This is a genomic window from Filimonas lacunae, assembly GCF_002355595.1.
GTDB classification, from domain to species: domain Bacteria; phylum Bacteroidota; class Bacteroidia; order Chitinophagales; family Chitinophagaceae; genus Filimonas; species Filimonas lacunae.
Genome location: NZ_AP017422.1, coordinates 3,234,724 through 3,256,896, shown reverse-complemented (window position 1 = coordinate 3,256,896; position 22,173 = coordinate 3,234,724). Strand labels below are relative to the sequence as shown.

The window sequence follows — 22,173 nt, the reverse complement described above, 5'->3', positions numbered from 1 at the left end:
TCGTGCAGATGAGTCATCCATCCGTGCGGAGGAACTATCGGACAAAACGCACCAGGCATTTCTCCTATGAGTGCAAACTCCCGGCAGGACGCACGAAGAAGCCAGAAGGTGGGATGAAGCGCTCATCCGCACTACCGGGACATTCCTCCCATGAGAGCAAACTCACATTACTACGCAGGAAGGAGTCAGCAGGTAGGATGGTTATCCCATCCGTACTACCGGGTCATTATTTCTATGGGAGCGTTCGTGGGTAAGTACTTTCTGATGGCTCCTCCGCACGGATGGATGACTCATCTGCACGCATGAAAGCTCCGGAAGTACGGATGAGTGGTGGAAATGTTGGCTTTTGAAGCAGAGTAATGATAACTATTGTCTCCTGTAATGCAACGTGAGAAAGGATTGTAGTAAAAAACATCGTGTAAACCCGTATGGTTGCGTTGTTTCTAAAAATGACAAATATTTGATATTGAATACGTTATGTTTTTTTGAGAGCCCGGCGATGTAGTCTGAAAAAATAAATAAAAACTTTTTTTCCTTATCCAGCCTGCATTTGAGCCTATCCGACGTCTACATGATGTTTTGAAGGGATGGCCCGCTGATGCAATTTTACATCACAGTTGAGCGACGAAGCGAATATGGAACGGCCGTTCAGCCATCGACTAGTTTTCCGGTACCGGTTACTGCGCAGCAACCGGAAAACAGCGAAGGTTTGGCTTCATGCCGCAACTCTTTTTTTTAAAATTTAAAACGAAAAAAATGAAAAAATTATATATCCATTTTATGCCTAAAGCTGATGGCGATGCAGGTATCTGGTTTGCTAATTATAAGGAAAGAATCAGCGTGGTAGGACCCCAGCTGGGTTTGAGCGCAGCACAGGTTACCGAGCAGGAAAATGCTGCGGCAAACGCCATGATTGCTATAGACGCAGCCGATACCAAACGGAAAGACCTGGAGGAGGCTGTAAAAGTGAAAAACGAAACAAGGCAAACGGCGATGCAGGTAATTAGCAGGGGAGTAGCGATCATGAAAGCTAGTGCTGACTACCAGGAGTCGCTGGGTAGCTCCCTGGGAATAGTTGGCTATTCACGTGTTTTCGATCTTAATGAAATTAAGCCCGTTATTAAAGCTGTAGCTTACCCAGGCCGTGTAGCTATTTCCTTTAACCTGCTGGTCATGAAAAGTGTAACCGTTTACAGCCGCATCAAAGGCACTTACGGCTGGGAAAAACTAGGCAACGATTATGCTTCTCCTTATGAAGACCGCCGTCCGCTGGCAGTGCCGCAGCAGGCTGAAATAAGGGAGTATATGGCGTTTTACTTCAACGGAAAAGAAGATGTAGGCCAACAGAGCGATGTGGTATCTGCTGTGTTTGGTGGATAGTTCGTCTTTCTTCTTTATGAATTTCAATTGTAACCAGCCCGCGAAAGCGGGCTTTTTTGTTTTTAAATCCCCTCCTGAAATGCTTATACAGCAGTTCGTTCTGCCACCGATTTAATAACATCATCTAATTCTTCTACCGATTTTTCCAGGCTCACCAGCAGCGATTCTTCAATATTATATTGCTCGCTATTGATAATTAAGTGCGAGATTCCTTTGATGGATACACCAAAAATGTGTTGCCAATTGGCATGTTGCGGCAAATGGGCCAACCGCGTGCGAACCATTAACCAGGTGAAACTGAAAACTCCTATACACTTTCCTATCACCAGGCCAACTAAAATGCCACCGCTGACAGGGTTTAAAAGTATTTTTTTCTAATCAAACAATCTATTGTCATAGCATTGTCGTATTTGTTAATAAATAGCTCATAAATCCCTATAAATGTGCTGTTTATGATGATATGAACAAAAGATTAGTCAAAAGAATAGCACTAGCAATAGCTACTGTATTCCTCATGCTTGTAATTGTACTAGGTATCCACATCTATGTTGTAACCAGGCCTCAACCTCCTGATGAACATACAATCATAATGGCACGTATTGATATCAAGCAAGACATTCATCAGTCTGATGTTGATAAAATAACCGCATGCCTGTACAAGCAAAAAGGAGTAAATCATGTGTTGGTAAATCCTGAAAGCAAGATAGCAGTGTTTACCTTTTTCGCATTGCAGAACAATGGCGACAATATAGTGAACAACTTTAAAGCTACTTCGGGCTATAAAGCCGAGAGAAATTTGCCTAGTAAAGAAGAACTAAAAAGTGGTTGTCCGGTTTCCTCTAACTCCGTATCCGGCAGGCTTGCCGCTTACCTCAAACATGTTTTTTAAACAATAAGTACCAATATGAAGAAGATTACACTCTTTGCCCTGGTTGCGACACTGGGATGCACCGTTATGTTCACACAATCCTGCTCTAAAAGTAACAATGATGCTCCGGTGGCACCTACCTTGTACGATTCCCTTGGTGGAACCGTTATGGTAACAGATCCGGCCAATACCAGTGTTAAAATTGAAGCCGGCCGTTTGTTGATCCGCAACATTATTGACAGCACCATTTTTGTTATTGCTGCTGACAGTAAGATTAATGGCTTTTTTAAAGTATTGCTGGCAGAAGTTACTGCGGGTAATACCAGTGGTTTTGCAGCTTTAAGTAAAAGCCTTACTGATTTTGTTTGTGTAGGTACAGGTGCCAAAAACTTTACCTATGGTGGTAAAAGTATGGCTGCTGCACACGACCCTGCTCAAAACTCACGTATGAATGGAAAGGCTGCTAATGCTGATATGGATCAGTTTGAAGTTGACCTGGTTGCCGGAGCTAAAAAAGCCGGCGTTCCTTCTACTAATGCGGCTTTAGGAAGTGTAGCACGAATAGTAGAATCGCTGCGAAGTGCGGTAGTTCAAAAATAGTTTTCCTGCTTTCTTGTGTATGGGGTTGATTTTTAATCAACCCCATTTTTTAAGTACGCATACTACTATTGACGTTGCTTTCGCCTAATTACCATAAAATGAAAAAGAAACTACTATTTGTTCTCTTCCTTATTATATGTTGCGCCGCAGCCTGGGGCTGGTACTGGTATAAAAAGCCGAGAACAAGTGTTGCCGCCATTGCTTCTACAGTAACTATTCCGTCCACTACTTTATATTATCAGTATCAACAGAACGCAGCGGCTGCCGACAGTTTGTATGCCGGTAAGGTGCTAACAGTAACAGGCGTTGTTGATGATGTACAGCATAGCGATAGCACTGTCAGTATCTTTTTACATGGCGCAGGCTTGAATGGTGTGAATTGTAGCATGGCTGTTACTCATAACAAGAAGCCATTGCCTGGTAAAGGCGTTTCCATTACCATTAAAGGGCGCTGTACAGGCTATTTAATGGATATAAACCTGGTAGATTGTATTATAGAATAACCAGGGATGTACACTTCGTAAACAATAACATACCCCATTATGAAAAATAACATTGCACTTCTTCTATTAGGTGCTGGTTGTATCACGCTTGCCATTATCTCCTGCTCTAAAACCAGCGAGGAAAAATTGACTGCCGGAACCAGCAATACCTGCGACACGGTGAACGTATCCTATAGCGCCACTATAGTTCCCATTTTACAGGCCAATTGTTACAGCTGCCACGGCAGTTCCAGCAATGGAGGTAGTGGTGGCATTGTACTCGAAGGCTATACCAATCTTGTTAAATGGGTGAATAACGGTTACCTGGTGGGCAATGTTACCCATGCGCCAGGGTATGTGGCCATGCCTTATGGCAAGGCTAAACTGCCCGATTGTGAAGTAAATACCATCGTTGCCTGGGTGCGCCAGGGTGCTAAAAACAATTAAACTGATACATATGAAAACGCATGTTTTAGCCTTGCTGTTAGGACTTTTATGCACAGGGCAGGGGTATAGCCAGTTATATGCTACCAAAAACGGCTCTATCAGCTTCTTTTCCACCACGCCCCTGGAAGATATCAAAGCTTATAACAACCAGGTATATGCTGTTATTGATGCCGGTAAAAAAGAGCTGGCTTTTGCTTTATTAATGAAAGGCTTTCTTTTTACCAGGCAATTGCAGCAGGATCATTTTAATGAGAACTATGTCGAGAGCGACAAATATCCCAAAGCCAGTTTTTCAGGCACCTATACAGGGGAGGTGCTACTAGCCAAAGACGGAGTATATCCTGTATCTGTAAGCGGCAATCTTACCATACACGGGGTTACACAGCCCGTAAAAACAACGGCCACCCTGGAAGTAAAACAAGGCCATATACTGGGCCACTGTTCTTTTATTGTTAAACCGGAGGACTACCGCATTATCATTCCCTCACTCGTGAGAGATAAAATAGCCAAACAGGTAACTGTTTCGGTTCAGGTAGATGCCAGTACTCACTAACTATATTTTTATGAAACAATTGTATTGCTTATTTCTTTTTACCGCTTTTGCGGCGCCATTGCAGGCACAGGATGCTACTTTGCTGAATATGCTTACTGATTCGCTTACGGCCAATGCTACCCCTGCTTTGATAACAGGTACTTTTAAAGCTACCCACATTGTAAATATGCAAACCATTGAAGCGCCTGCACGCGGAGCTTTAAGCTTTGTTATCCAGCACCGGTTTGGACAGTTAAACAGCGGCGCTTATAACCTGTTTGGTATGGACAACGCAACGCTAAGGCTGGGGCTGGATTATGGTATTACCGACCGTTTGGCGGTGGGCATCGGGCGTAGTTCTTACCTGAAAACTTTTGATGGTTATGTGAAATATAAATTACTGCAACAAACAGATGCTAAAGGGCATATGCCGGTTTCAGTTTCATTACTGGGCACTATGTCTAACTACACCCAAAAGATACCGGAGAAGGACTTCCTGAATTTCAAATACCGTACAGCCTATACAGGAGAAATACTGGTAGCGCGAAAAATTACCAGCTGTCTTTCTATTCAATTAACACCTACTTACCTGCATTATAACCTGGTGCCCACCAACAGCGATAAGAACGATCTGTTTGTATTGGGTAGCGGTGCGCGCATGAAAATAACCCGTCGTTCCAGTGTGAATGTAGAATACAATTATTTACCTGCCAACCAGGTAGTTTCCACAACTGTACATAATTCCTTTTCATTAGGATACGACCTGGAAACAGGCGGACATGTGTTTCAGCTGATTTTTACCAACTCACAAAGTATGATCCAAAGTCAGTACCTGGCGCAAACCACGGGCAGATGGGGCAATGGTGATATCTATTTTGGGTTTAACATCTCACGCGATTTCAACCTGAGCAAACATGCCAAAGGTATGAGTGCACAATAGATACAATCTATAATAAGTTGTTCAACGTATTTATTTAAAACAACCACATGATCCTTAATTACGGTAATGATATTCATAACTTTTTTGTTATAGGAATTAACTATCAAAAAACCAACGCTGCTTTAAGAGGACAATTCGCGATTCATGCAGAACAACATGCTGCTATACTTACCAGGGCCGCTGCCCTGCAATTGCACGATGTATTTGTGCTGAGCACCTGTAACAGAACAGAAATATATGGATTTGCTGCACAGGCAGAGGTTTTGATAAACTTACTATGCAGCGAAACAGAAGGGACGAAAGATACTTTTATGGAGCTGGCCTATATTAAAAACGGCATGCAGGCACTTACCCATTTGTTTTATGTAGGAGCGGGGCTTGATTCGCAAATACCTGGTGATTATGAAATTATCGGTCAACTAAAACAGTCAGTTCAGTTTGCTAAAGAGAGGGGTGGGGTTACTTCCTTCCTGGAACGTATTATCAATTTTGTTATCCAGGCATCCAAATCGGTTAAAAACGAAACCTGTTTAAGCTCCGGCACGGTATCTGTTTCTTTCGCAGCAGTTCAATTCATCCGGCAACAAATGACAGACATTTCCGGTAAAAGAATTGTATTGTTAGGAGCCGGAAAAATAGGCCGTATCACCTGTAGAAATATAGTAGATTATATTCCAGGAGCCAACATCACCATCCTTAACCGTTCCGAAGAAAAAGCAAAAGCTTTGGCCGGCGAGTTACAATTACATTACTTACCTATAGAAAAACTACCCGAGGCCATCGCTACTGCCGACGTGCTTGTGGTAGCCACCAGTGCACCCACGCCATCCATCACCCGCAAGCACCTGGAAGGTCAGAGTGCCAAACTGGTCATAGATCTTTCTATTCCCTGCAACGTAGAAGCCAGTGTAAAGCATTTGCCTGATGTAACTTTAATCAATGTGGACGAGCTTTCTCTATTAAACAACGCTACCTTGCATAAGAGAAGTGAAGAGATACCGCTTGCCAAAGACATTGTGCAGCGGTACATTGCTGAATTTATAAGTTGGAATCAGATGCGCAGTAATGTGCCCGTATTGAATGCTGTAAAAATAAAACTAAACGAAATAAACACCTGTCCCTTATTTACTACCTCTGGTATATCCTTTAACTTTTCTGTGTCTGTTACAGAAAAACGAATTCAAAAGGTGATCAACAGTATGGCTAGTAAAATGCGTGCTCACCAGCAGCATGGCTGTTCTTACATTGCCGCTATTAATGAGTTTATTCAACCCTGATTTTATTTCAGCAAGAACTCCATAAAATTCCCCTTTGAATAATGTTTGAGGCAGGCATAATGCTAATGCGACCTTTTTTGCCGGTAATCCAACGGAGACACACCCATTACCTTCTTAAACACCCGGGAAAAATAATGCTGATCAGGTAATCCTACACTTTCGGCAATCTCTTTAATACGCAGGTCGGTAAACAGCAGGTACTGGCAGGCGCGCTGAATTTTCAGGTGGTTAAAGTATTCAATCACCGTAAAGCCTGTTTTACGTTTAAACAATACCGTAAAATGATTGGGGGAGAGGTTGCATACCTGGGCAATATCTCCCAGCGTCAATGGCTGGTCAATGTGTTTGCGTATATAATCAATAGCCACATCAGCAGGTTCCTGCTTTCTGGCGCTGATAGCGGTGCTGGCAGGCTCATTCCCCGAAAAGCAGGTAAGCAGGTAACCGAAAGACAGGTTTACATGAATCAACGTTTTGATACCATACCCTCTTTCCAGTTGCTGGTATATATCATGGAATAGTTCGGTGATGCGGTCGCCGGCGCTGATAAAGCCTTTGATGCCAGACTGCTCCTGTGCAAACTGTACCAGGTAGTCGGCCGTACTGCCCTTAAAATGTATCCAGTAAATAGTCCACGGTTTGTCAGGAGACGCCTGATAGGTATGCCGGGTATTCCGGGGAATAAAACAAAAGTCGCCTGCTTCCATAGTCAGCACCTGGTCAAGCACCGAAACCGTACCCTTACCATCTACACAATACAGCAGGATATGCTGGTCTGATCCGTTGGGACGCATGCGGTAGTGGTGTTCTGCCTTGGGATAGTACCCAATATCGGTGATGTACAGCTTACCGGCCACCTCGTTGGTTTCGCACTGCGTGTGCAGGATAGAACGCGGTATGGCAATAGCTTTTTGTCCCCGGAATCCCTCTTTCTTTTTAATGGCCATGAGTGCTGCTGTGTAATGCTATAAAATCGTAAAATAATCCACAAAATCCATTTTTTTCTCCAACAATCGGGAAGTCGGGATAGGTTTATTTTGTTGGTAAGAATAACAATCTGGAGATATGATGCAAGAAGTCAAAGCCTGGGAAGAAGAAGTGGTGATTCCCACATACCCTACCGGTGAACCGGAAAAAAATCCCATGTTCCTGGAAAAGCGGGTATATCAGGGCAGTAGCGGTGTGGTGTATCCACATGCGGTGATTGAAAAGATTGCGGACGAAAAAACAGATAAGATATACAGGGCGGTATACCTGGAAAACGAATACCTGAAAATTATGATACTGCCCGAGCTGGGTGGCAGGATACAAATGGCCTGGGACAAGGTAAAACAACGACATTTTGTGTATTACAACCAGGTGATTAAACCGGCGTTAGTGGGACTGACGGGCCCATGGATTTCCGGCGGCATAGAGTTCAACTGGCCGCAGCACCACCGGCCTTCTACGTTTTCGCCCATTGATTACTGTATTAAAACCAATGAAGATGGTAGTAAAACGGTATGGGTGAACGAGGTGGAGCGTATGTTTCGCACCAAAGGCATGGCCGGTTTTACCTTATACCCGGGCAAGGCTTACCTCGAAATCAGCGGTAAGCTGTATAACCGCACACCGTTTCCGCAAACCTTTCTGTGGTGGGCCAACCCTGCGGTGAAAGTGAACGATCATTACCAGTCTGTTTTTCCGCCTGATGTGCATGCCGTGTTCGATCATGGAAAGCGCGATGTATCAGCCTTTCCCATAGCCAAAGGTGTATACTATAAAGTGGATTATGCACCGGGAACAGACATTTCCCGCTATAAGAATATACCCGTGCCTACCTCATATATGGCGGCATCCTCTAAATACAATTTCATAGGGGGGTATGAACATGATTCCGGTGGAGGTTTACTGCATGTGGCAGACCGTCATGTATCGCCTGGCAAAAAGCAATGGACATGGGGGCATGGCGCATTTGGCCAGGCCTGGGATCGTAACCTCACGGATGAAGATGGCCCTTACATTGAGCTGATGACAGGTGTGTTTACGGATAACCAGCCCGATTTTTCGTGGTTACAGCCTTATGAAGAAAAAACGTTTACCCAATACTTTATGCCTTACCGCGAAGTTGGCGTGGTAAAGAACGCGAGCAAGGATGTGGTGGCGAATGTAGAGGTGGATAAGGGCCAGTGCCGGATGATAGTGTATACTACTTCTGTGTTTCAGGCGCTGGAAATATCCTTGTTGAAAGCAGGGCAATTACTGTATAGCGAAGTAACTCCTGTATCGCCGGAGAAGCCGTATACCCGCGAGATAACAGTGCCGGAAAACCTGGAAGCATCAGAAGTGCTATTTACCATACGTGATGCCGAAACAGGCAGGGAATTACTGCGTTACCAGGCAGAGAAAGAAAAAGACCAACCGGTGCCGCAGCCAGCGAAGCCCGCGCTGTTGCCGGAAAAGGTAGAGAGCTGCGAACAGTTATACCTCACCGGTATGCACCTGGAGCAATACCGGCATGCCACTTACGTGGCTACTGATTATTACCAGGAAGCCCTGCGAAGGGATGCAGGTGATATCCGTAACAACAATGCCATGGGTTTGTGGCTGCTGCGTCGTGGTAAGTTCAGTGAAGCAGAAGGGTATTTCAGGAGCGCCGTAAAAACAATGACGGAACGTAACCCCAATCCGTATGATGGCGAGCCGTTATACAACCTGGGCTGGTCGCTGGCCATGCAGGAGCAGTACGAAGAAGCCTATGAACTGTTTTATAAAGCCACCTGGAATGATGCCTGGAAACATGCAGGCTTTCTGAACCTGGCACGCATAGCCAGTTTACGTGGCTGGTGGGAAGATGCACTGGCACATGCGGACAAAGCATTGGTTAAAAATTACCACAGCCATACGGCAAGACATGCCAAAGTATTTATACTCCGGAAGCTGGGAAGAACAACAGAAGCGCTGGCGCTGATTGCAGACTCCCTGACTATAGATCCCTTTCATTTCGGATGTCTGTTTGAAAGATACCTGTTGTACAAAGCAGCAGGCCAGGAGCAGGCAGCAGCAGCCTGCGCGGCATTGCAAACCATCAGTAGAAATGAGGTGCACAACTATATAGAATACGCACTGGACTATGCGCATGCCGGTTTGTATGAAGAAGCTTTTGAATTATTATACTTACAGGTGCAACAGTCCGCTACGCCTTATCCGCTGGCATGGTATTATCTGGGCTGGTTTGCTTTTAAAACCGGCAAAACAGAAGAAGCATTGCATTGTTTCCGTTCTGGTGCAGCACTGGGTGTTGACTTTGTATTCCCCAACCGTATGGAAGAAGTGCTGGTGTTACAGGCGGCCATTGCCTGCCAGCCTGACGATGCCCATGCCCACTATTTCCTGGGTAACTACTGGTACGATAAACGACAATATACAGATGCCGTGGCGCATTGGGAAAAAGCAGTGGCCCTAAAGCAGGAGCTGCCAACGGCCCATCGTAACCTAGCACTGGCCTATTATAACAAACAACAAAACCCACAGAAGGCGTTGGCATCATTGGAAACCGCTTTTGCGCTGGACAAAACGGATGCCCGCGTTCTGATGGAGCTGGATCAACTGTATAAGAAGATGGGGAAGCCATTGGCAGGCCGGTTGTTGTTGCTGGAGCAGTATGCTGACCTGGTAAGCAGCCGGGACGATCTGTTCCTGGAAAAGATTACGCTATACAACCAACTGGAAGATTATGTTACCGCACGCAACCTGATTGCTGCCGGCCGTTTTCATCCCTGGGAGGGTGGTGAAGGCAAGGTGGTAGCGCAATACCTGATTTGCCATATAGAACTGGCCAAAGTGGCCATTGCAGCGGGCAAGGCAGCGCAAGCCTTACACTTACTGGAGCAGGCGGAGGTATACCCCGACAACCTGGGCGAAGGCAAACTAACAGGTGTGCAGGAAAATGATATACATTTCTGGAAGGGGGTAGCTTACGAACTGTTGGGGAATGCCGCACAGGCGGATCATTGGTTCAGGCTGTCTACACAAGGTATTAAAGAGCCGGTGCAGGCTATTTTTTATAACGACCCGCAACCAGATAAGATACTGTACCAGGGTTGGAGCTGGAAGAAGCTGGGAGAGCCGGACAAAGCGGCAGAAGTGTTTCAGCGACTGATTGATTTTGGTCAATTGCACCAGGAGGACATCATTACCATTGATTACTTCGCGGTGTCTTTACCAGACATGCAGGTATTTGATATGGATTTGTCGGAGCGTAATCGCATCCATTGTCTGTACTTGCAGGCTTTGGGATGGTTGGGTAAAGGCGACACGGATAAAGCTGATGCACTGTTTACACAGATATTGCAGGCAGATGTGAATCACCAGGGAGCTATTGTACATAAAAATAAGATAACGATGCCCATGGCTACTGTAGCCGGCATTGCAGGATAAAATAATAACGTGAATTGTCATATGAAAAAACGGATCAGAACGCAATATGCAGCAATGGTGGGAGCGTGGCTGTTACCAGCAATGGTACTGCATGCGCAAACACCCAAACTGTACCAGATAGATGCAGCCGTACCTGCTAAAAAGATATATGGGGGCCACCTGCAACTGGGTGGCCATAACCCCCAGGGGGATAGCATAGGGGTGAATAATTATTATTTGACCCTAAACGGAAAACCGGTAATACCCGTGACCGGAGAATTTCATTTTTCGCGCTATCCCCAACCTCATTGGGAAGAGTCTATACTGAAAATGAAAGCCGGTGGCATCACTGTAATTGCCACCTATGTTTTCTGGAACTTCCACGAAACAAAGGAGGGCCAGTTTAACTGGTCGGGCAATAACAACCTACGTCAGTTCATTGAGCTATGTGCAAAGCATAACATGTATGTGATAGTACGGGTAGGGCCTTTTTGCCATGGGGAGGTGCGTAACGGTGGATTGCCGGACTGGTTACTGGGCAGGCCGCTGGTGATACGTTCTAACGATAAGCTATACCTGGATTATGTAGACCGCTTTTACCAGCAAACAGGCGCACAGCTGCAACAACTGTATTATAAAGATGGTGGGCCTGTAATAGGCATCCAGATAGAAAATGAATACCAGCATTCCGCAGCACCCTGGGGACTTACTTATCCGGGACAGCCATTAGACTTAACAGCGGCGGAACGTGACCTGAAAGGCACACAGGAAGGTGTTGGCGTAGCAAAGGAAAATAACCCTTACGCAGCACTGGGCCAGGATCATATGAAGATTTTGAAATCACTGGCTGTAAAGCACGGCATGGTAACGCCATTATATACCGCTACGGGTTGGGGCAATGCCGCTATTATACCCGGAGAAACCATACCGGTAACAGCGGCTTATGCTTATCCGTTCTGGACACCGAAGCGCGATTATTCTCCTTTCTTCCTGTATAAGGATATGCAGGTAAAACCGGATTATGCACCGGTGCGCTACCGCCCGGAAGACTATCCTGTTTTTGCGGCCGAACTGGGTTCGGGCATTATGAGTGTATATAAGAGAAGGCCCATTGCAGACCATAAAAGCTTTGATGCCATGATTAACCGTTGCCTGGGCAGCGGTGCTAATGGCATTGGTTATTACATGTATCACGGTGGCCTTACGCCCAAAGGGGGCGAAGCTTTTCTGAGTGATGAAGCCTATGGCCTGCCGAAGATCTCCTACGATTTTCAGGCACCCATTGGAGAGTACGGCCAGGTAAGGGAAGGGTTTCACCGGTTAAAGCTGTTGCATTTCTTTATGCAGCAGTTTGGCGATATACTGGCACCGATGACTACTGTATTGCCTGATAACGCAGCCACACTGCAACCCGACAACATTACAGACCTGCGCTATGCAGTGCGCGTAAAGGATAATAGTGGTTTTTTATTCATCAATAATTTCCAGGATGATACCAGCATGCTGGATCAGCGCAACATTCAGTTTGCCATACAAACAGCTGCGGGAGCCATAAAAATTCCCGCTACACATGGTATGGATGTGCCGGGCGGGGAGAACCTGGTACTGCCATTTAGATTGGACATGAATGGTTTGTTACTGCATTATTCCACTGCTCAATTGTTATGTAAGGTGGAGAACAACGGCGTTCCGGCTTATGTTTTCTTTGCGCCAGACCAGGTGCAGGCCGAGCTGGCATGGGATGCAGGTGCACAAATATCCGGCTTGTCAGGCGCAACCCTGATGCGCTCCGGTGGTAAGGCTATAGTAACCTGTAAGGGGGCAATAGCCACGTTTACCGTGCAGGAACATGGACGTAAAACACAGGTACTGGTATTGCGTAAATCACTGGCTTTACAATCTTATTTAATAACGCTGAATGGGAAAAAGCACCTGGCTTTATCACAGGCTATTTTGTTACAAAACGGCAAGCAATTAGCGTGCCTGAGCGATTCCGCTGTTTTCGATATTTACCTGTATCCCGGTATAGCTGTAAAGCCTGGCACTGCACAGGCAGTCACTCCTCAAAACAAATGGCATCCGTTCACCGGCTGGCAGGTAACCAACACGCCTGTATCGTTGCCCGTGCAAGCGAGGGAAGTGAGTAGCAGGAAGTGGGCGGTAACGTTACCACAAAGCTTGCCGCAACAGCTGAACGACTGTTACCTGGTAGTAGATTACACCGGCGATACGGGTCAGGGCTTTGTCAATGGCGAGCTGGTGATAGATGAGTTTTATAAAGGCATACCCTGGCAGATAGGATTGCGTGACCTGGTTGCCGCTACCGGTAAGCCGGAAGAAATGGTGCTGTATTTCCGGCCCATGATGAAGGATGCATCTTACCAGGTAGATTTGCAGCCGTTACCCGGCAGCATTCCTGATTTTGGTAAGGATAAAAGCTACCTGAAAGTAAAAAGCCTTTCTATGAAGGCGCAATACAAAACGATGCTTAACTTTTAATTATGGCCATCTTTATAGCAGATCAGCCGGGAGTGCCGGCAACGAAGGATACACATGCTTTCAGCAAAAAATATATAGTGGTTATTTCACTGATCTCTGCATTGGGGGGCTACCTGTTCGGGTTTGACTTTGCGGTGATTTCCGGTGCGCTTCCTTTTTTGCAAAATCAGTTTCACCTGGATAGTTACTGGGAGGGCTTTGCCACAGGCAGCCTGGCCCTGGGTGCGGTAGCTGGCTGTGTGATAGCCGGTAAAATTGCCGACCGTTATGGACGCAGGCCCGGTCTGATGTATGCCGCCCTGGTTTTTACGGTTTCTTCGGTGGTAATGGCTTTATCTGTATCCCGGGAAATGTTCATTGGTGCGCGTTTTTGTGCCGGCATTGGTGTGGGAATGGCGTCTATGCTATCGCCCATGTACATTGCCGAAGTAGCGCCTGCGCACCTGCGCGGCCGCCTGGTAGCCATTAACCAGTTAACTATTGTAATAGGTATACTCATTACCAACCTGGTCAATTACTGGTTGCGCAATAGCGGGGCAGATGCCTGGCGCTGGATGTTTGGCCTGGGCGTGGTGCCTTCTTCGTTGTTTTTGCTGGGTAGCTTTTTTCTGCCCGAAAGTCCACGGTGGCTGGTGAAGGTGAACAGGGTACAGGAGGCTGAAAAGGTATTACTTCGCATTGGGGATACCGCCTTTGCCAAACAAGCGTTGCAACAGATAGCAGCAAGTCTGCAGGGCATTAGCAAAATGAACTATTCGGGCCTGTTGCAAAAACAGGTGATCCCTGCGGTGCTGGTGGGCATTGGCCTGGCGGTGTTTCAGCAGTTGTGCGGTATCAATACCGTGTTTAACTATGCCCCTAAAATATTCCAGAGCATTGGGGCCAACCAGGACGACCAGCTGATGCAAACGATCTTTATAGGAGGAGTGAACCTGGTGTTTACCGTGCTGGCGCTGTTGCTGGTAGACAAGCTGGGCCGCAAACCACTGATGCTGATGGGAGCAGCAGGATTAACCATTCTGTATATCTTCATTGCGCAGTTATTGGGCGCGCATGTGGCATCAGTATCCTGGTTTCTGTTGGCGGCTATAGGGTTGTATGCGATGACACTGGCCCCTGTTACCTGGGTGCTTATTTCGGAGATATTCCCCAACAAGGTGCGGGCCGAAGCCATAGTAGTAGCTACAGTTAGCCTGTGGATCGCTTATTTTATGCTGGTATTCACCTTCCCGGTGTTGTTTGAAAAATGGAAGGAGCAATCGTTCTATATCTATGCGGGTGTTTGTGCAGTGGGTACGTTGTTTACCTGGCAAAAAGTAAAAGAAACAAAGGGGAAATCGCTGGAGAGTATGGAGTAAAGGCTTTCCCTCTAAAATGAATACAAATGAAAATTCGGTTGGTTTGGATGCTGTTATTAGCGGTTACCACAGTAAGCGCACAAGAAACAGGTATATCACTGGCAGGGCACTGGGAGTTTCAGGTAGACTCGCTGGATGCGGGTATACGGGACAAATGGTATATGGGCCGTTTTACCGATAGCATACAGCTGCCAGGCTCTATGCTCACCAATGGCAAAGGCGATGCTATCAGCCTTACCACACGGTGGACAGGCTCTATCTATGATAGCTCTTATTATTTCAGTCCCTACACAGCTAAATACCGTCAGCCAGGACATATCAAAATCCCTTTCTGGTTAAATCCTTTAAAGCATTATGTAGGCGCTGCCTGGTACCAGCGTTCGGTAACGGTACCTGCATCGTGGACAGGTAAGCGCATCATGCTTTTCCTGGAGCGTGCACATATTCAAACACAGGTATGGGTAAATGGTGTTTTCGTGGGCAAACAAAACAGCCTGGTAGCGCCACATGAATATGATATCAGTGCCTATTGCCATGCCGGTGTAAACCGGGTAGTACTGCGGATTGATAACAGCCTGAAAGAAGTAAATCCCGGGCAGGATGCACATAGTGTATCTGATCACACACAGGGCAACTGGAATGGGGTGATTGGTACCATGCAACTGAAAGTAAGTGAAAAAGAATATATAAAGGAGGTGCAGGTGTTTCCCGATGTGCCTGGCAAAACAGCCGCAATACGGCTGGTGCTGGCGAATGCCACCGATGGTGCTATCAACGGAGACATACTGGTTCATGCAACAGGCAACAATGGTGGGAAGGTGCACCGGGTAAGCCCGGTAAAAAAGGCTGTTCGGTTAGGTGCCCAGAACACAGATACTGTTTGGTTATCGCTTCCTATGGGAAATGATATGTTCACCTGGAGTGAATATCAGCCTGCGCTCTATCGTCTTACCGTACAACTGGTTTCCGGCGGCAGGCAGCTGGCCGCCCATAGCACTACATTTGGTATGCGTAGCGTAGCCATTGCAGGCAGGGAGATACGCATCAACGATCATCCCATCACTTTGCGTGGCACGCTGAATAACTGCGAGTTTCCTTTAACGGGGTATCCTTCCACCGATGTACGCGAGTGGGAGCGTATTTTAAAAGTGATACAGTCTTATGGCTTGAATCATGTACGATTTCATAGCTGGTGCCCTCCCGAAGCGGCTTTTGAAGCGGCGGATAAACTGGGCGTATACCTTCAGCCGGAAGCACCCAGCTGGCCCAATCATGGTGTTGCTATTGGTAAAGGGATGCCTGTTGACCAGTATCTCTATGACGAAACAGCGCGTATGCTGCAATGGTATGGCAACCATCCTTCCTTTATTATGCTGTCGGCAGGTAATGAACCGGCTGGTAACCAGGTGCCTTATCTGAATGCTTATGTAGATTATTGGAAAGCGCAGGATACCAGGCGGCTGTACACCGGCATGTCGGTAGGTGGCAGCTGGCCTGTAGTTGACCATGCGCAATACCAGGTAAGAGGTGGCGTAAGGGGCCTTACCTGGGACAAGGAAAGGCCGGAAACCTACAGCAATTATGCTGCTGGCTTAGCCAAGTTTGACAAACCCTTTATTGCCCATGAAATGGGGCAGTGGTGTGTATTTCCCGACTTTGGTGAAGTGAAATCGTATACAGGAGCTTACCGGGCTTATAATTTTGACATATTTCGCGAATCGCTGCAAGAGAAAGGCATGCTGGATCAGGCCGGTGCGTTTTTGCAGGCATCCGGTAAATTACAGGCTTTGTGCTATAAGCATGAAATAGAGAAAACGTTGCGAACACCTGGCTATACCGGTTTTCAGTTACTGGGATTGCAGGACTTTCCTGGTCAGGGTACAGCACTGGTGGGTGTAGTGAATGCCTTCTGGAAACCTAAGTCTTATACTAACGCAGCAGCATTTCGTCAGTTTTGTAACGATGTGGTTCCGTTAGTGCAGCTGCCAAAGTTTGTATATAAAAATTCCGATACTTTACCGGGCAGCATACTGGTGGCCAATGCAAAGCCGGCACCCATGCTGCAACCTCAATTTCAGTGGGTGCTGAAGAATGAAACCGGTGCGGTATATGCACAAGGTACATTGGGTATGGATTCACTGGGTTATGGCAATGGCCAGAAAGTAGGGGATATCCGAGTGGCATTACACAAGGTATTACAGCCGGAAAAACTGACATTGTCAGTACGTATAGCAGGTACTGCTTACCAGAACAACTGGGATATCTGGGTTTATCCCGATCAGGAAGTGAAAGTGCCGCAAGAGGTGTATTACACCACGCAGCTGAATGATAGTGCCAGACAGGTGTTGGAGAGAGGTGGCAAAGTGTTCTTCAATGCAGCCGGCAAGATTGTAAAAGGCAAGGAAGTGGTGATGTATTTTCAGCCGGTGTTCTGGAATACCTCCTGGTTTCAGATGAAGCCACCGCATGTAACCGGCATGGTCATAGCCAAAGATTCAAAGGCATTTGCCGGTTTCCCTACAGAAGGTTATAGCAACCTGCAATGGTGGGAAATAGCTAACAAGGCACAGGTGATGGTGCTGGAAGATTTTCCTGCCGGCTTTAAGCCATTGGTGCAGCCTATTGATACCTGGTTCCTGAACCGCAGGCTGGGGCTTATTATGGAAGTAGCTGTAGGTAAGGGAAAGCTCATCCTATCCAGTGCTGATCTGGGGCCTGCCATTTCCAATGACAAACCTGCTGCACGTCAGCTGTTTGCCAGCCTGATGCAGTATATGCAATCGTCTGACTTTGCACCAACACAATCGGTATCGTTTGAAACGGTAGCTGATTTGCTGAAAACGCCTTCCCGGTTCCGGTTTAGTACGCATACTGCAGACAGCCCGGACGAACTGAAACCCAATACCGGTAAACATTAAACACGCCCCCCATGAATATACTTACTACACCTGCAGAAAATGTACCGGGCAACCGTATCATTGCTGCGGGCTATATCAATACACAGCAACTATGGATTTGTGAACTATACCATGCAGGCATCCGGGTGCAGATCTGTAATTATGGAGCCACCATTATGTCTGTTATCCTACCAGACCGGAACGGCGTGCCTTTGAATATTGTAGCAGGCTTTTCATTACCACAGCATTACCTGGGAGTACATCCTTACTTTGGCAGCACCGTAGGCCGGTTTGCCAATCGCATAGCCAATGCCCGTTTTGAAATAGACGGCAAGGTATACCAGTTGTCTGCCAATGAACCGCCCAATCATTTACATGGTGGTGTGCAGGGGCTGGATAAAAAAGTGTGGCGCATAGAAAGCCGGTATGCGGATGCAGACAGAACCGCTATCACCCTTGGCTACGACAGTCCGGATGGCGAAGAGGGCTATCCGGGGAATGTAAACCTATCCGTTACCTATACGCTTACAGCCAACAAAGAGCTACAGGTGTCTTATACAGCTGTTACAGATAAAAGCACTATCCTGAACCTGACCAATCACAGTTATTTTAACCTGTCCGGCTTCAGCTCTGATACCATTGCCGGGCATACATTACAGGTATTGGCAGAAGCCTATGCAGCAAAGGAGGCGGGCGGCATTCCTACCGGAGAGATACTGCCGGTAGCTGGTACTTCTCTGGATTTCAGGCAGCCCCGTATAATCGGGGAGGTGCTGGGTGATTTCCCTGCCGATCGGGGCCTGGATCATTACTGGCTGCTACAGGGTGCTGCGGGTGAACTGTTGCCCATGGCAACGCTGGCAGACGCATCATCAGGCATATGTATGCAGGTGCATACCAATCAGCCCGGCTGCCAGATCTATACTGCTAACTTCTGGGACGGGACTATCACGGGCGAACAGGGTGTACGTTACAATAAACATGGTGCCATAGCCATAGAAACACAGAACATCCCGGATGCGCCTAATCATGCACATTTTCCATCTGCCTTGCTGGAACCGGGTGATGTGTATTCGGCAGTAACAAGCTTTCGGTTCAGTTATTTGTAAACAGTGAGCCAACGCCAGTTTCCTGTACGGAAGTAGCATGCTGAAAATGAACAAAATGAACAGCGTTGTTTGACTGGATGCTATTATTTTTAGCATCCTAAAGACGAGCTGCCTATGGCAAATGAATTTGACAAAATATTCAGGGAAACTTTCAAGTGTCCTAAACATAACCTTTTAAAGCAGTTATTACCGACAGAAGCCGAAAGCATACGGGCAATGCCCACCAAAGTACAGCAAACCATCGTAGAGCGTGAAGCAGATACAGTATTCGAGATACAGCCTGTCTCAGGTGAAACATACTTGCTCCATATTGAATGGCAATCAACCAACGACAAACAAATGGCATTTCGCATGGCGAAATATAACATGTTGTTGACTGAAACCTATGGTATACAGGTAATGGGAATAATGATATATGTAGGAGAAAAGCCCATGACAATTGTAAACACGTATGCTTCATTTGGCCATCAGTACTGCTGCCCATTCATTGACATTCGTGATTTTTCGCCGGAAACCTTTTTATCTTCTAATGACTCTGACGAGGTATTGCTGGCCATTTTAGCTGGTAGAGAGGATGGGGTAGCAGTAGTAAAAAGAATTTTCGCTAAATTGCGTATATTAACAGCAGGGGATATCACCCTTTTCAAAGAAAAGGTGAGACGTCTGGAGTTAATAGCGCAGTTACGTGGAATTGATTTACAAAAGCAAATCATAAAAGAGGAGGGCAATATGCCAATAACTTTTGATATAACTAAAGATTTAAAGTACAAGCTGGGGGTGGAAAGTGGAGAAAAAAAAGGCATTGAAAAAAATAATCTAGAAAATGCCCGGAAAATGCTGGCGAAGGGGATAGACATCTCCATTGTGCATGAAATAACAGAGATTCCTACTGCTGAATTAAAGAAGTTAAAAACACTAGTATACAGATAAACATTCTCACTTAGTATAAAAAAAGCCGCACTTTACAACAGGTGCGGCTTTTTTTATACCTCTACTAATCATGCATTTTACTCGCCCTCAAATAAGCAAGCAACTCTTGTGGTCGATCAGTTTGTATAGTGTTGGCACCCGCTTTAATCAGCCAGCCCCAGTTGGCGTTGGCATTGATCATGGCTTTTTCATCATCATGTCCAGCACACTGAGAAGGCCACAATGAATTCAGCCATACTGTAGTGTGATGCCTTGCTACTGCAGGCAGTGCTTCTGTGATAACTGGTGATTGTTCCTTATCAAACACCAGCTCAAAGCCTGCCGGGCGGTAATGATCATAAAAGCCGGCTATCAGGCTGTCCGGGCGTTCTGCTCCTGTTTTGTCTGCGCTGTAATCCGAAGGGTGAACCATGGGCATATAATGAATGCTGTCCATTACATTACCAAATTGTTGACGTAGCTGTGCCAGGGGGAGGTTGCCTTTGAACAGGGCTTGTTCTACGGTACCTGTTTTTTTCAGTATAGCATACATTTCGGGAATAATGTCCCAGCCCTTATCTAGGTTAATCAGTATCGGTTTGCCTTTTACAGCCTGCATAAAGGCTTCAAAAGTAGGAATGTGCTCTTCTGTAGGGCCACCATGACCCTGGCGTAATGTTACATGCTGTAAAGAGTCCCAGGTAAGTTCTTTTACCAGTCCTTTACCCGAAGTGGTTCTGTCTATACGGTCATCATGCATTAATACCAATACGCCGTCTTTTGTTTTACGTACATCGGTTTCCATAATATCCACTCCCATCTGTATACACAACTGTAAGGCGTGAATGGAGTTTTCCGGTGCGTTACGCCAGTCGCCGCGGTGTGCTGCCACCAGCACGTACTTGCCATCAGGGTGCAGAAAATGCTGCATTATGGCCGATGCAGTACGGCCTTTTTGTTGTGCGGAACATACGCCTGTAAACAGTAGCAGGATAGCCAATAAGTTTCTTTTCATAATAAGAGGTATTAATTATAACCGGTATTTTGTTTAATAGAGGGATCGGTATCTACCTGATCCTGTGGTATGGGCATTAATAAGTTAAAGTCTTTGATAGTAATATTCTGCCCGGTGGTTTTAAAATAAGTGTTCATGGTGTTTACCGGGTCGGTGGTATGTAAAAGATCAAACCAGCGGTGACCTTCCCCCACCAGTTCCAGCTGGCGTTGCAGGGATATTTCATTCCTGATCTGCGTTTGATCTTCGATAAGGAAACTGGTAAGCCCGGCCCTGTTCCTGATCTTATTCAGGTAAGTCAATGCATCGGCGGTATTGCCGGATTCATTGCTGGCTTCTGCCAGCATCAGCAGTACATCTGCATAACGCAATACTACAAAGTCACTACCACCATCGGTGGGATTGCTGGCATTAGCAGTATATTTTTTACAGTAGGGTACACCTTGTTTAGTGGTATCCAGGTAAGTGCCTTTTCGCAGGTCGGCATTGCTATACATATTGTACAGGTAACGGGTAGGCAGGTTGTGTCCTTTAGCGCCACTTATAAAACCGGATGGACTTGACTGCTGTTGCAGCGGGCTACCTTCGGTATTGCCATTGACGCCGGCAGCAAACTGCACTGCGAAAATGATTTCAGCATTGAGTTCATTGGATAAAGAGAATATACTTCCCGGTGTGCTTAACAGGCTGTGTACACCTGAGTTCACTACTGTATTCAGTATAGCGATAGCCTCGGGGTATTGTGCTAATGTAAGATACACTTTGCCCAGCAGGGCTTGCGCAGCAGTTTTTACAATACCACCTTTTTGATCAGCCACAGCGGGCAATGCAGTGATAGCGTCTTTTAAATCTTTGACAATTTGCGTATAGATGGTATCCTTGTTTGTTCTGCCTTGTCCAAAGTAGTCATTGGTGTTAGTGGTTTCTTTTGTTACCAGGGGCACATCGCCATAGGTACGTACCAGATTAAAATAAATCAACGCACGAACAAATTTCATCGCGCCTTTACGGGCTGTTTTAACAGAGTCGGTTTGATAACTGACTGCATCAATCCTGTTCAGCACCACATTGGCTCTTTGTATGGCCACATACGAATCGCTCCAGTTGAGGGAGAGAATGCCATTGGAAGGAATGGTAGTGAACAGGTCTAATTGCCCGGCATAGCCGTTGTCATTGGCCGGAACCTGGTCCCAGGTATTATCAGAAGATATCTCCGCCAGAACGGGCAGGTACTGGCCATAAAGGCCTACCCGCTGCAGCGTTCCATATACAGAGCTGATGTATTCTTCTGCCTCATTCTGGGTGGTAAAGAACTGGTTGCCTACTTTGGATGTGGTAGGTAACTGGTCCAGTTGTTTAGTACAAGCCCCTGCCAGAATGCAGGCAGTGAAGGCTGGTAACATATATTGTATCATTTTCATTCCTTACTAATTTTTATGTTAGATATGCTGTGCTATCAGTG

Annotated in this window: 18 protein-coding genes; 14 read left to right on the top strand and 4 right to left on the bottom strand. The window is 46.3% G+C overall.

Features of this window, described 5'->3' with window-relative positions:
- Positions 1–756: 756 nt before the first annotated feature.
- A complete protein-coding gene (locus FLA_RS13070) occupies positions 757–1,380 on the top strand; it encodes a hypothetical protein (protein WP_144264109.1) in 624 nt (207 codons plus the stop codon).
- A gap of 83 nt (positions 1,381–1,463) precedes the next feature.
- Here FLA_RS13070 and FLA_RS13065 read toward each other — a convergent pair whose 3' ends face one another.
- Positions 1,464–1,706, bottom strand: a complete 243-nt coding sequence (locus FLA_RS13065; RefSeq protein ID WP_076380993.1) for a Na+/H+ antiporter NhaA — start codon at positions 1,704–1,706, stop codon at positions 1,464–1,466.
- Between the two features lie 263 nt (positions 1,707–1,969).
- On the opposite strand from FLA_RS13065, the gene FLA_RS13060 reads away from it, so the two are divergent.
- The 7 genes from FLA_RS13060 to hemA all read left to right on the top strand — a co-directional run bounded on the left by FLA_RS13060 (position 1,970) and on the right by hemA (position 6,526).
- A complete protein-coding gene (locus FLA_RS13060) occupies positions 1,970–2,269 on the top strand; it encodes a hypothetical protein (RefSeq protein WP_076380992.1) in 300 nt (99 codons plus the stop codon).
- A 15-nt stretch (positions 2,270–2,284) separates the two neighbouring features.
- The gene (locus FLA_RS13055) at positions 2,285–2,848 is read left to right on the top strand and encodes a globin family protein (protein WP_076380991.1); all 564 of its coding nucleotides are present in this window, start codon (positions 2,285–2,287) and stop codon (positions 2,846–2,848) included.
- 98 nt (positions 2,849–2,946) lie between these two features.
- Positions 2,947–3,351, top strand: coding sequence for an OB-fold protein (locus FLA_RS13050; protein ID WP_076380990.1), 405 nt, complete (start codon positions 2,947–2,949; stop codon positions 3,349–3,351).
- A gap of 39 nt (positions 3,352–3,390) precedes the next feature.
- Positions 3,391–3,777: a hypothetical protein gene (locus FLA_RS13045; protein ID WP_076380989.1), complete on the top strand. Its 387-nt coding sequence runs from the start codon at positions 3,391–3,393 to the stop codon at positions 3,775–3,777.
- Positions 3,778–3,787: 10 nt separating this feature from the next.
- Positions 3,788–4,330: a YceI family protein gene (locus tag FLA_RS13040; protein ID WP_076380988.1), complete on the top strand. Its 543-nt coding sequence runs from the start codon at positions 3,788–3,790 to the stop codon at positions 4,328–4,330.
- A gap of 10 nt (positions 4,331–4,340) precedes the next feature.
- A complete protein-coding gene (locus FLA_RS13035) occupies positions 4,341–5,249 on the top strand; it encodes a DUF5777 family beta-barrel protein (RefSeq protein WP_076381045.1) in 909 nt (302 codons plus the stop codon).
- Positions 5,250–5,296: 47 nt separating this feature from the next.
- Positions 5,297–6,526: a glutamyl-tRNA reductase gene (gene hemA, locus FLA_RS13030; RefSeq protein WP_076380987.1), complete on the top strand. Its 1,230-nt coding sequence runs from the start codon at positions 5,297–5,299 to the stop codon at positions 6,524–6,526.
- 62 nt (positions 6,527–6,588) lie between these two features.
- Here the strand turns inward: hemA and FLA_RS13025 are convergent, their stop codons facing one another.
- Complete coding sequence (locus FLA_RS13025; protein ID WP_076380986.1) at positions 6,589–7,473, bottom strand: AraC family transcriptional regulator; 885 nt, start codon at positions 7,471–7,473, stop codon at positions 6,589–6,591.
- A gap of 118 nt (positions 7,474–7,591) precedes the next feature.
- Between FLA_RS13025 and FLA_RS13020 the strand changes: the two genes are divergently transcribed.
- The 6 genes from FLA_RS13020 (at position 7,592) to FLA_RS12995 (ending at position 19,717) form a co-directional block, all read left to right on the top strand.
- Entirely contained in the window at positions 7,592–10,945 is a 3,354-nt protein-coding gene (locus FLA_RS13020; RefSeq protein WP_076380985.1) for a tetratricopeptide repeat protein, read from the top strand.
- Positions 10,946–10,966: 21 nt separating this feature from the next.
- Positions 10,967–13,423 carry a beta-galactosidase gene (locus tag FLA_RS13015; RefSeq protein WP_076380984.1) on the top strand — a complete coding sequence of 819 codons (2,457 nt, stop codon included), beginning with the start codon at positions 10,967–10,969 and terminating at the stop codon, positions 13,421–13,423.
- Positions 13,424–13,425: 2 nt separating this feature from the next.
- Positions 13,426–14,781: a sugar porter family MFS transporter gene (locus FLA_RS13010; protein ID WP_084206389.1), complete on the top strand. Its 1,356-nt coding sequence runs from the start codon at positions 13,426–13,428 to the stop codon at positions 14,779–14,781.
- Between the two features lie 26 nt (positions 14,782–14,807).
- Positions 14,808–17,699 (top strand): sugar-binding domain-containing protein, encoded by a 2,892-nt coding sequence (locus FLA_RS13005; RefSeq protein ID WP_076380983.1) that lies wholly within the window; start codon positions 14,808–14,810, stop codon positions 17,697–17,699.
- 11 nt (positions 17,700–17,710) lie between these two features.
- The gene (locus FLA_RS13000; protein ID WP_076380981.1) at positions 17,711–18,787 is read left to right on the top strand and encodes an aldose epimerase family protein; all 1,077 of its coding nucleotides are present in this window, start codon (positions 17,711–17,713) and stop codon (positions 18,785–18,787) included.
- 114 nt (positions 18,788–18,901) lie between these two features.
- A complete protein-coding gene (locus tag FLA_RS12995; RefSeq protein ID WP_076380979.1) occupies positions 18,902–19,717 on the top strand; it encodes an Rpn family recombination-promoting nuclease/putative transposase in 816 nt (271 codons plus the stop codon).
- Positions 19,718–19,781: 64 nt separating this feature from the next.
- Here FLA_RS12995 and FLA_RS12990 read toward each other — a convergent pair whose 3' ends face one another.
- Positions 19,782–20,711 (bottom strand): glycerophosphodiester phosphodiesterase family protein, encoded by a 930-nt coding sequence (locus tag FLA_RS12990; protein WP_076380977.1) that lies wholly within the window; start codon positions 20,709–20,711, stop codon positions 19,782–19,784.
- A gap of 11 nt (positions 20,712–20,722) precedes the next feature.
- Positions 20,723–22,132, bottom strand: coding sequence for a RagB/SusD family nutrient uptake outer membrane protein (locus tag FLA_RS12985; protein ID WP_076380975.1), 1,410 nt, complete (start codon positions 22,130–22,132; stop codon positions 20,723–20,725).
- Positions 22,133–22,173: the final 41 nt, after the last annotated feature.

What these genes read in the sequence shown, in the direction of transcription:
- FLA_RS13070 (WP_144264109.1), top strand. Translation starts at nt 757, where the DNA reads ATGAAAAAATTATATATCCATTTTATGCCTAAAGCTGATGGCGATGCA.
- FLA_RS13060 (WP_076380992.1), top strand. Translation starts at nt 1,970, where the DNA reads ATGGCACGTATTGATATCAAGCAAGACATTCATCAGTCTGATGTTGAT.
- FLA_RS13055 (WP_076380991.1), top strand. Translation starts at nt 2,285, where the DNA reads ATGAAGAAGATTACACTCTTTGCCCTGGTTGCGACACTGGGATGCACC.
- FLA_RS13050 (WP_076380990.1), top strand. Translation starts at nt 2,947, where the DNA reads ATGAAAAAGAAACTACTATTTGTTCTCTTCCTTATTATATGTTGCGCC.
- FLA_RS13045 (WP_076380989.1), top strand. Translation starts at nt 3,391, where the DNA reads ATGAAAAATAACATTGCACTTCTTCTATTAGGTGCTGGTTGTATCACG.
- FLA_RS13040 (WP_076380988.1), top strand. Translation starts at nt 3,788, where the DNA reads ATGAAAACGCATGTTTTAGCCTTGCTGTTAGGACTTTTATGCACAGGG.
- FLA_RS13035 (WP_076381045.1), top strand. Translation starts at nt 4,341, where the DNA reads ATGAAACAATTGTATTGCTTATTTCTTTTTACCGCTTTTGCGGCGCCA.
- hemA (WP_076380987.1), top strand. Translation starts at nt 5,297, where the DNA reads ATGATCCTTAATTACGGTAATGATATTCATAACTTTTTTGTTATAGGA.
- FLA_RS13025 (WP_076380986.1), bottom strand. Translation starts at nt 7,473, where the DNA reads ATGGCCATTAAAAAGAAAGAGGGATTCCGGGGACAAAAAGCTATTGCC.
- FLA_RS13020 (WP_076380985.1), top strand. Translation starts at nt 7,592, where the DNA reads ATGATGCAAGAAGTCAAAGCCTGGGAAGAAGAAGTGGTGATTCCCACA.
- FLA_RS13015 (WP_076380984.1), top strand. Translation starts at nt 10,967, where the DNA reads ATGAAAAAACGGATCAGAACGCAATATGCAGCAATGGTGGGAGCGTGG.
- FLA_RS13010 (WP_084206389.1), top strand. Translation starts at nt 13,426, where the DNA reads ATGGCCATCTTTATAGCAGATCAGCCGGGAGTGCCGGCAACGAAGGAT.
- FLA_RS13005 (WP_076380983.1), top strand. Translation starts at nt 14,808, where the DNA reads ATGAAAATTCGGTTGGTTTGGATGCTGTTATTAGCGGTTACCACAGTA.
- FLA_RS13000 (WP_076380981.1), top strand. Translation starts at nt 17,711, where the DNA reads ATGAATATACTTACTACACCTGCAGAAAATGTACCGGGCAACCGTATC.
- FLA_RS12995 (WP_076380979.1), top strand. Translation starts at nt 18,902, where the DNA reads ATGGCAAATGAATTTGACAAAATATTCAGGGAAACTTTCAAGTGTCCT.
- FLA_RS12990 (WP_076380977.1), bottom strand. Translation starts at nt 20,711, where the DNA reads ATGAAAAGAAACTTATTGGCTATCCTGCTACTGTTTACAGGCGTATGT.
- FLA_RS12985 (WP_076380975.1), bottom strand. Translation starts at nt 22,132, where the DNA reads ATGAAAATGATACAATATATGTTACCAGCCTTCACTGCCTGCATTCTG.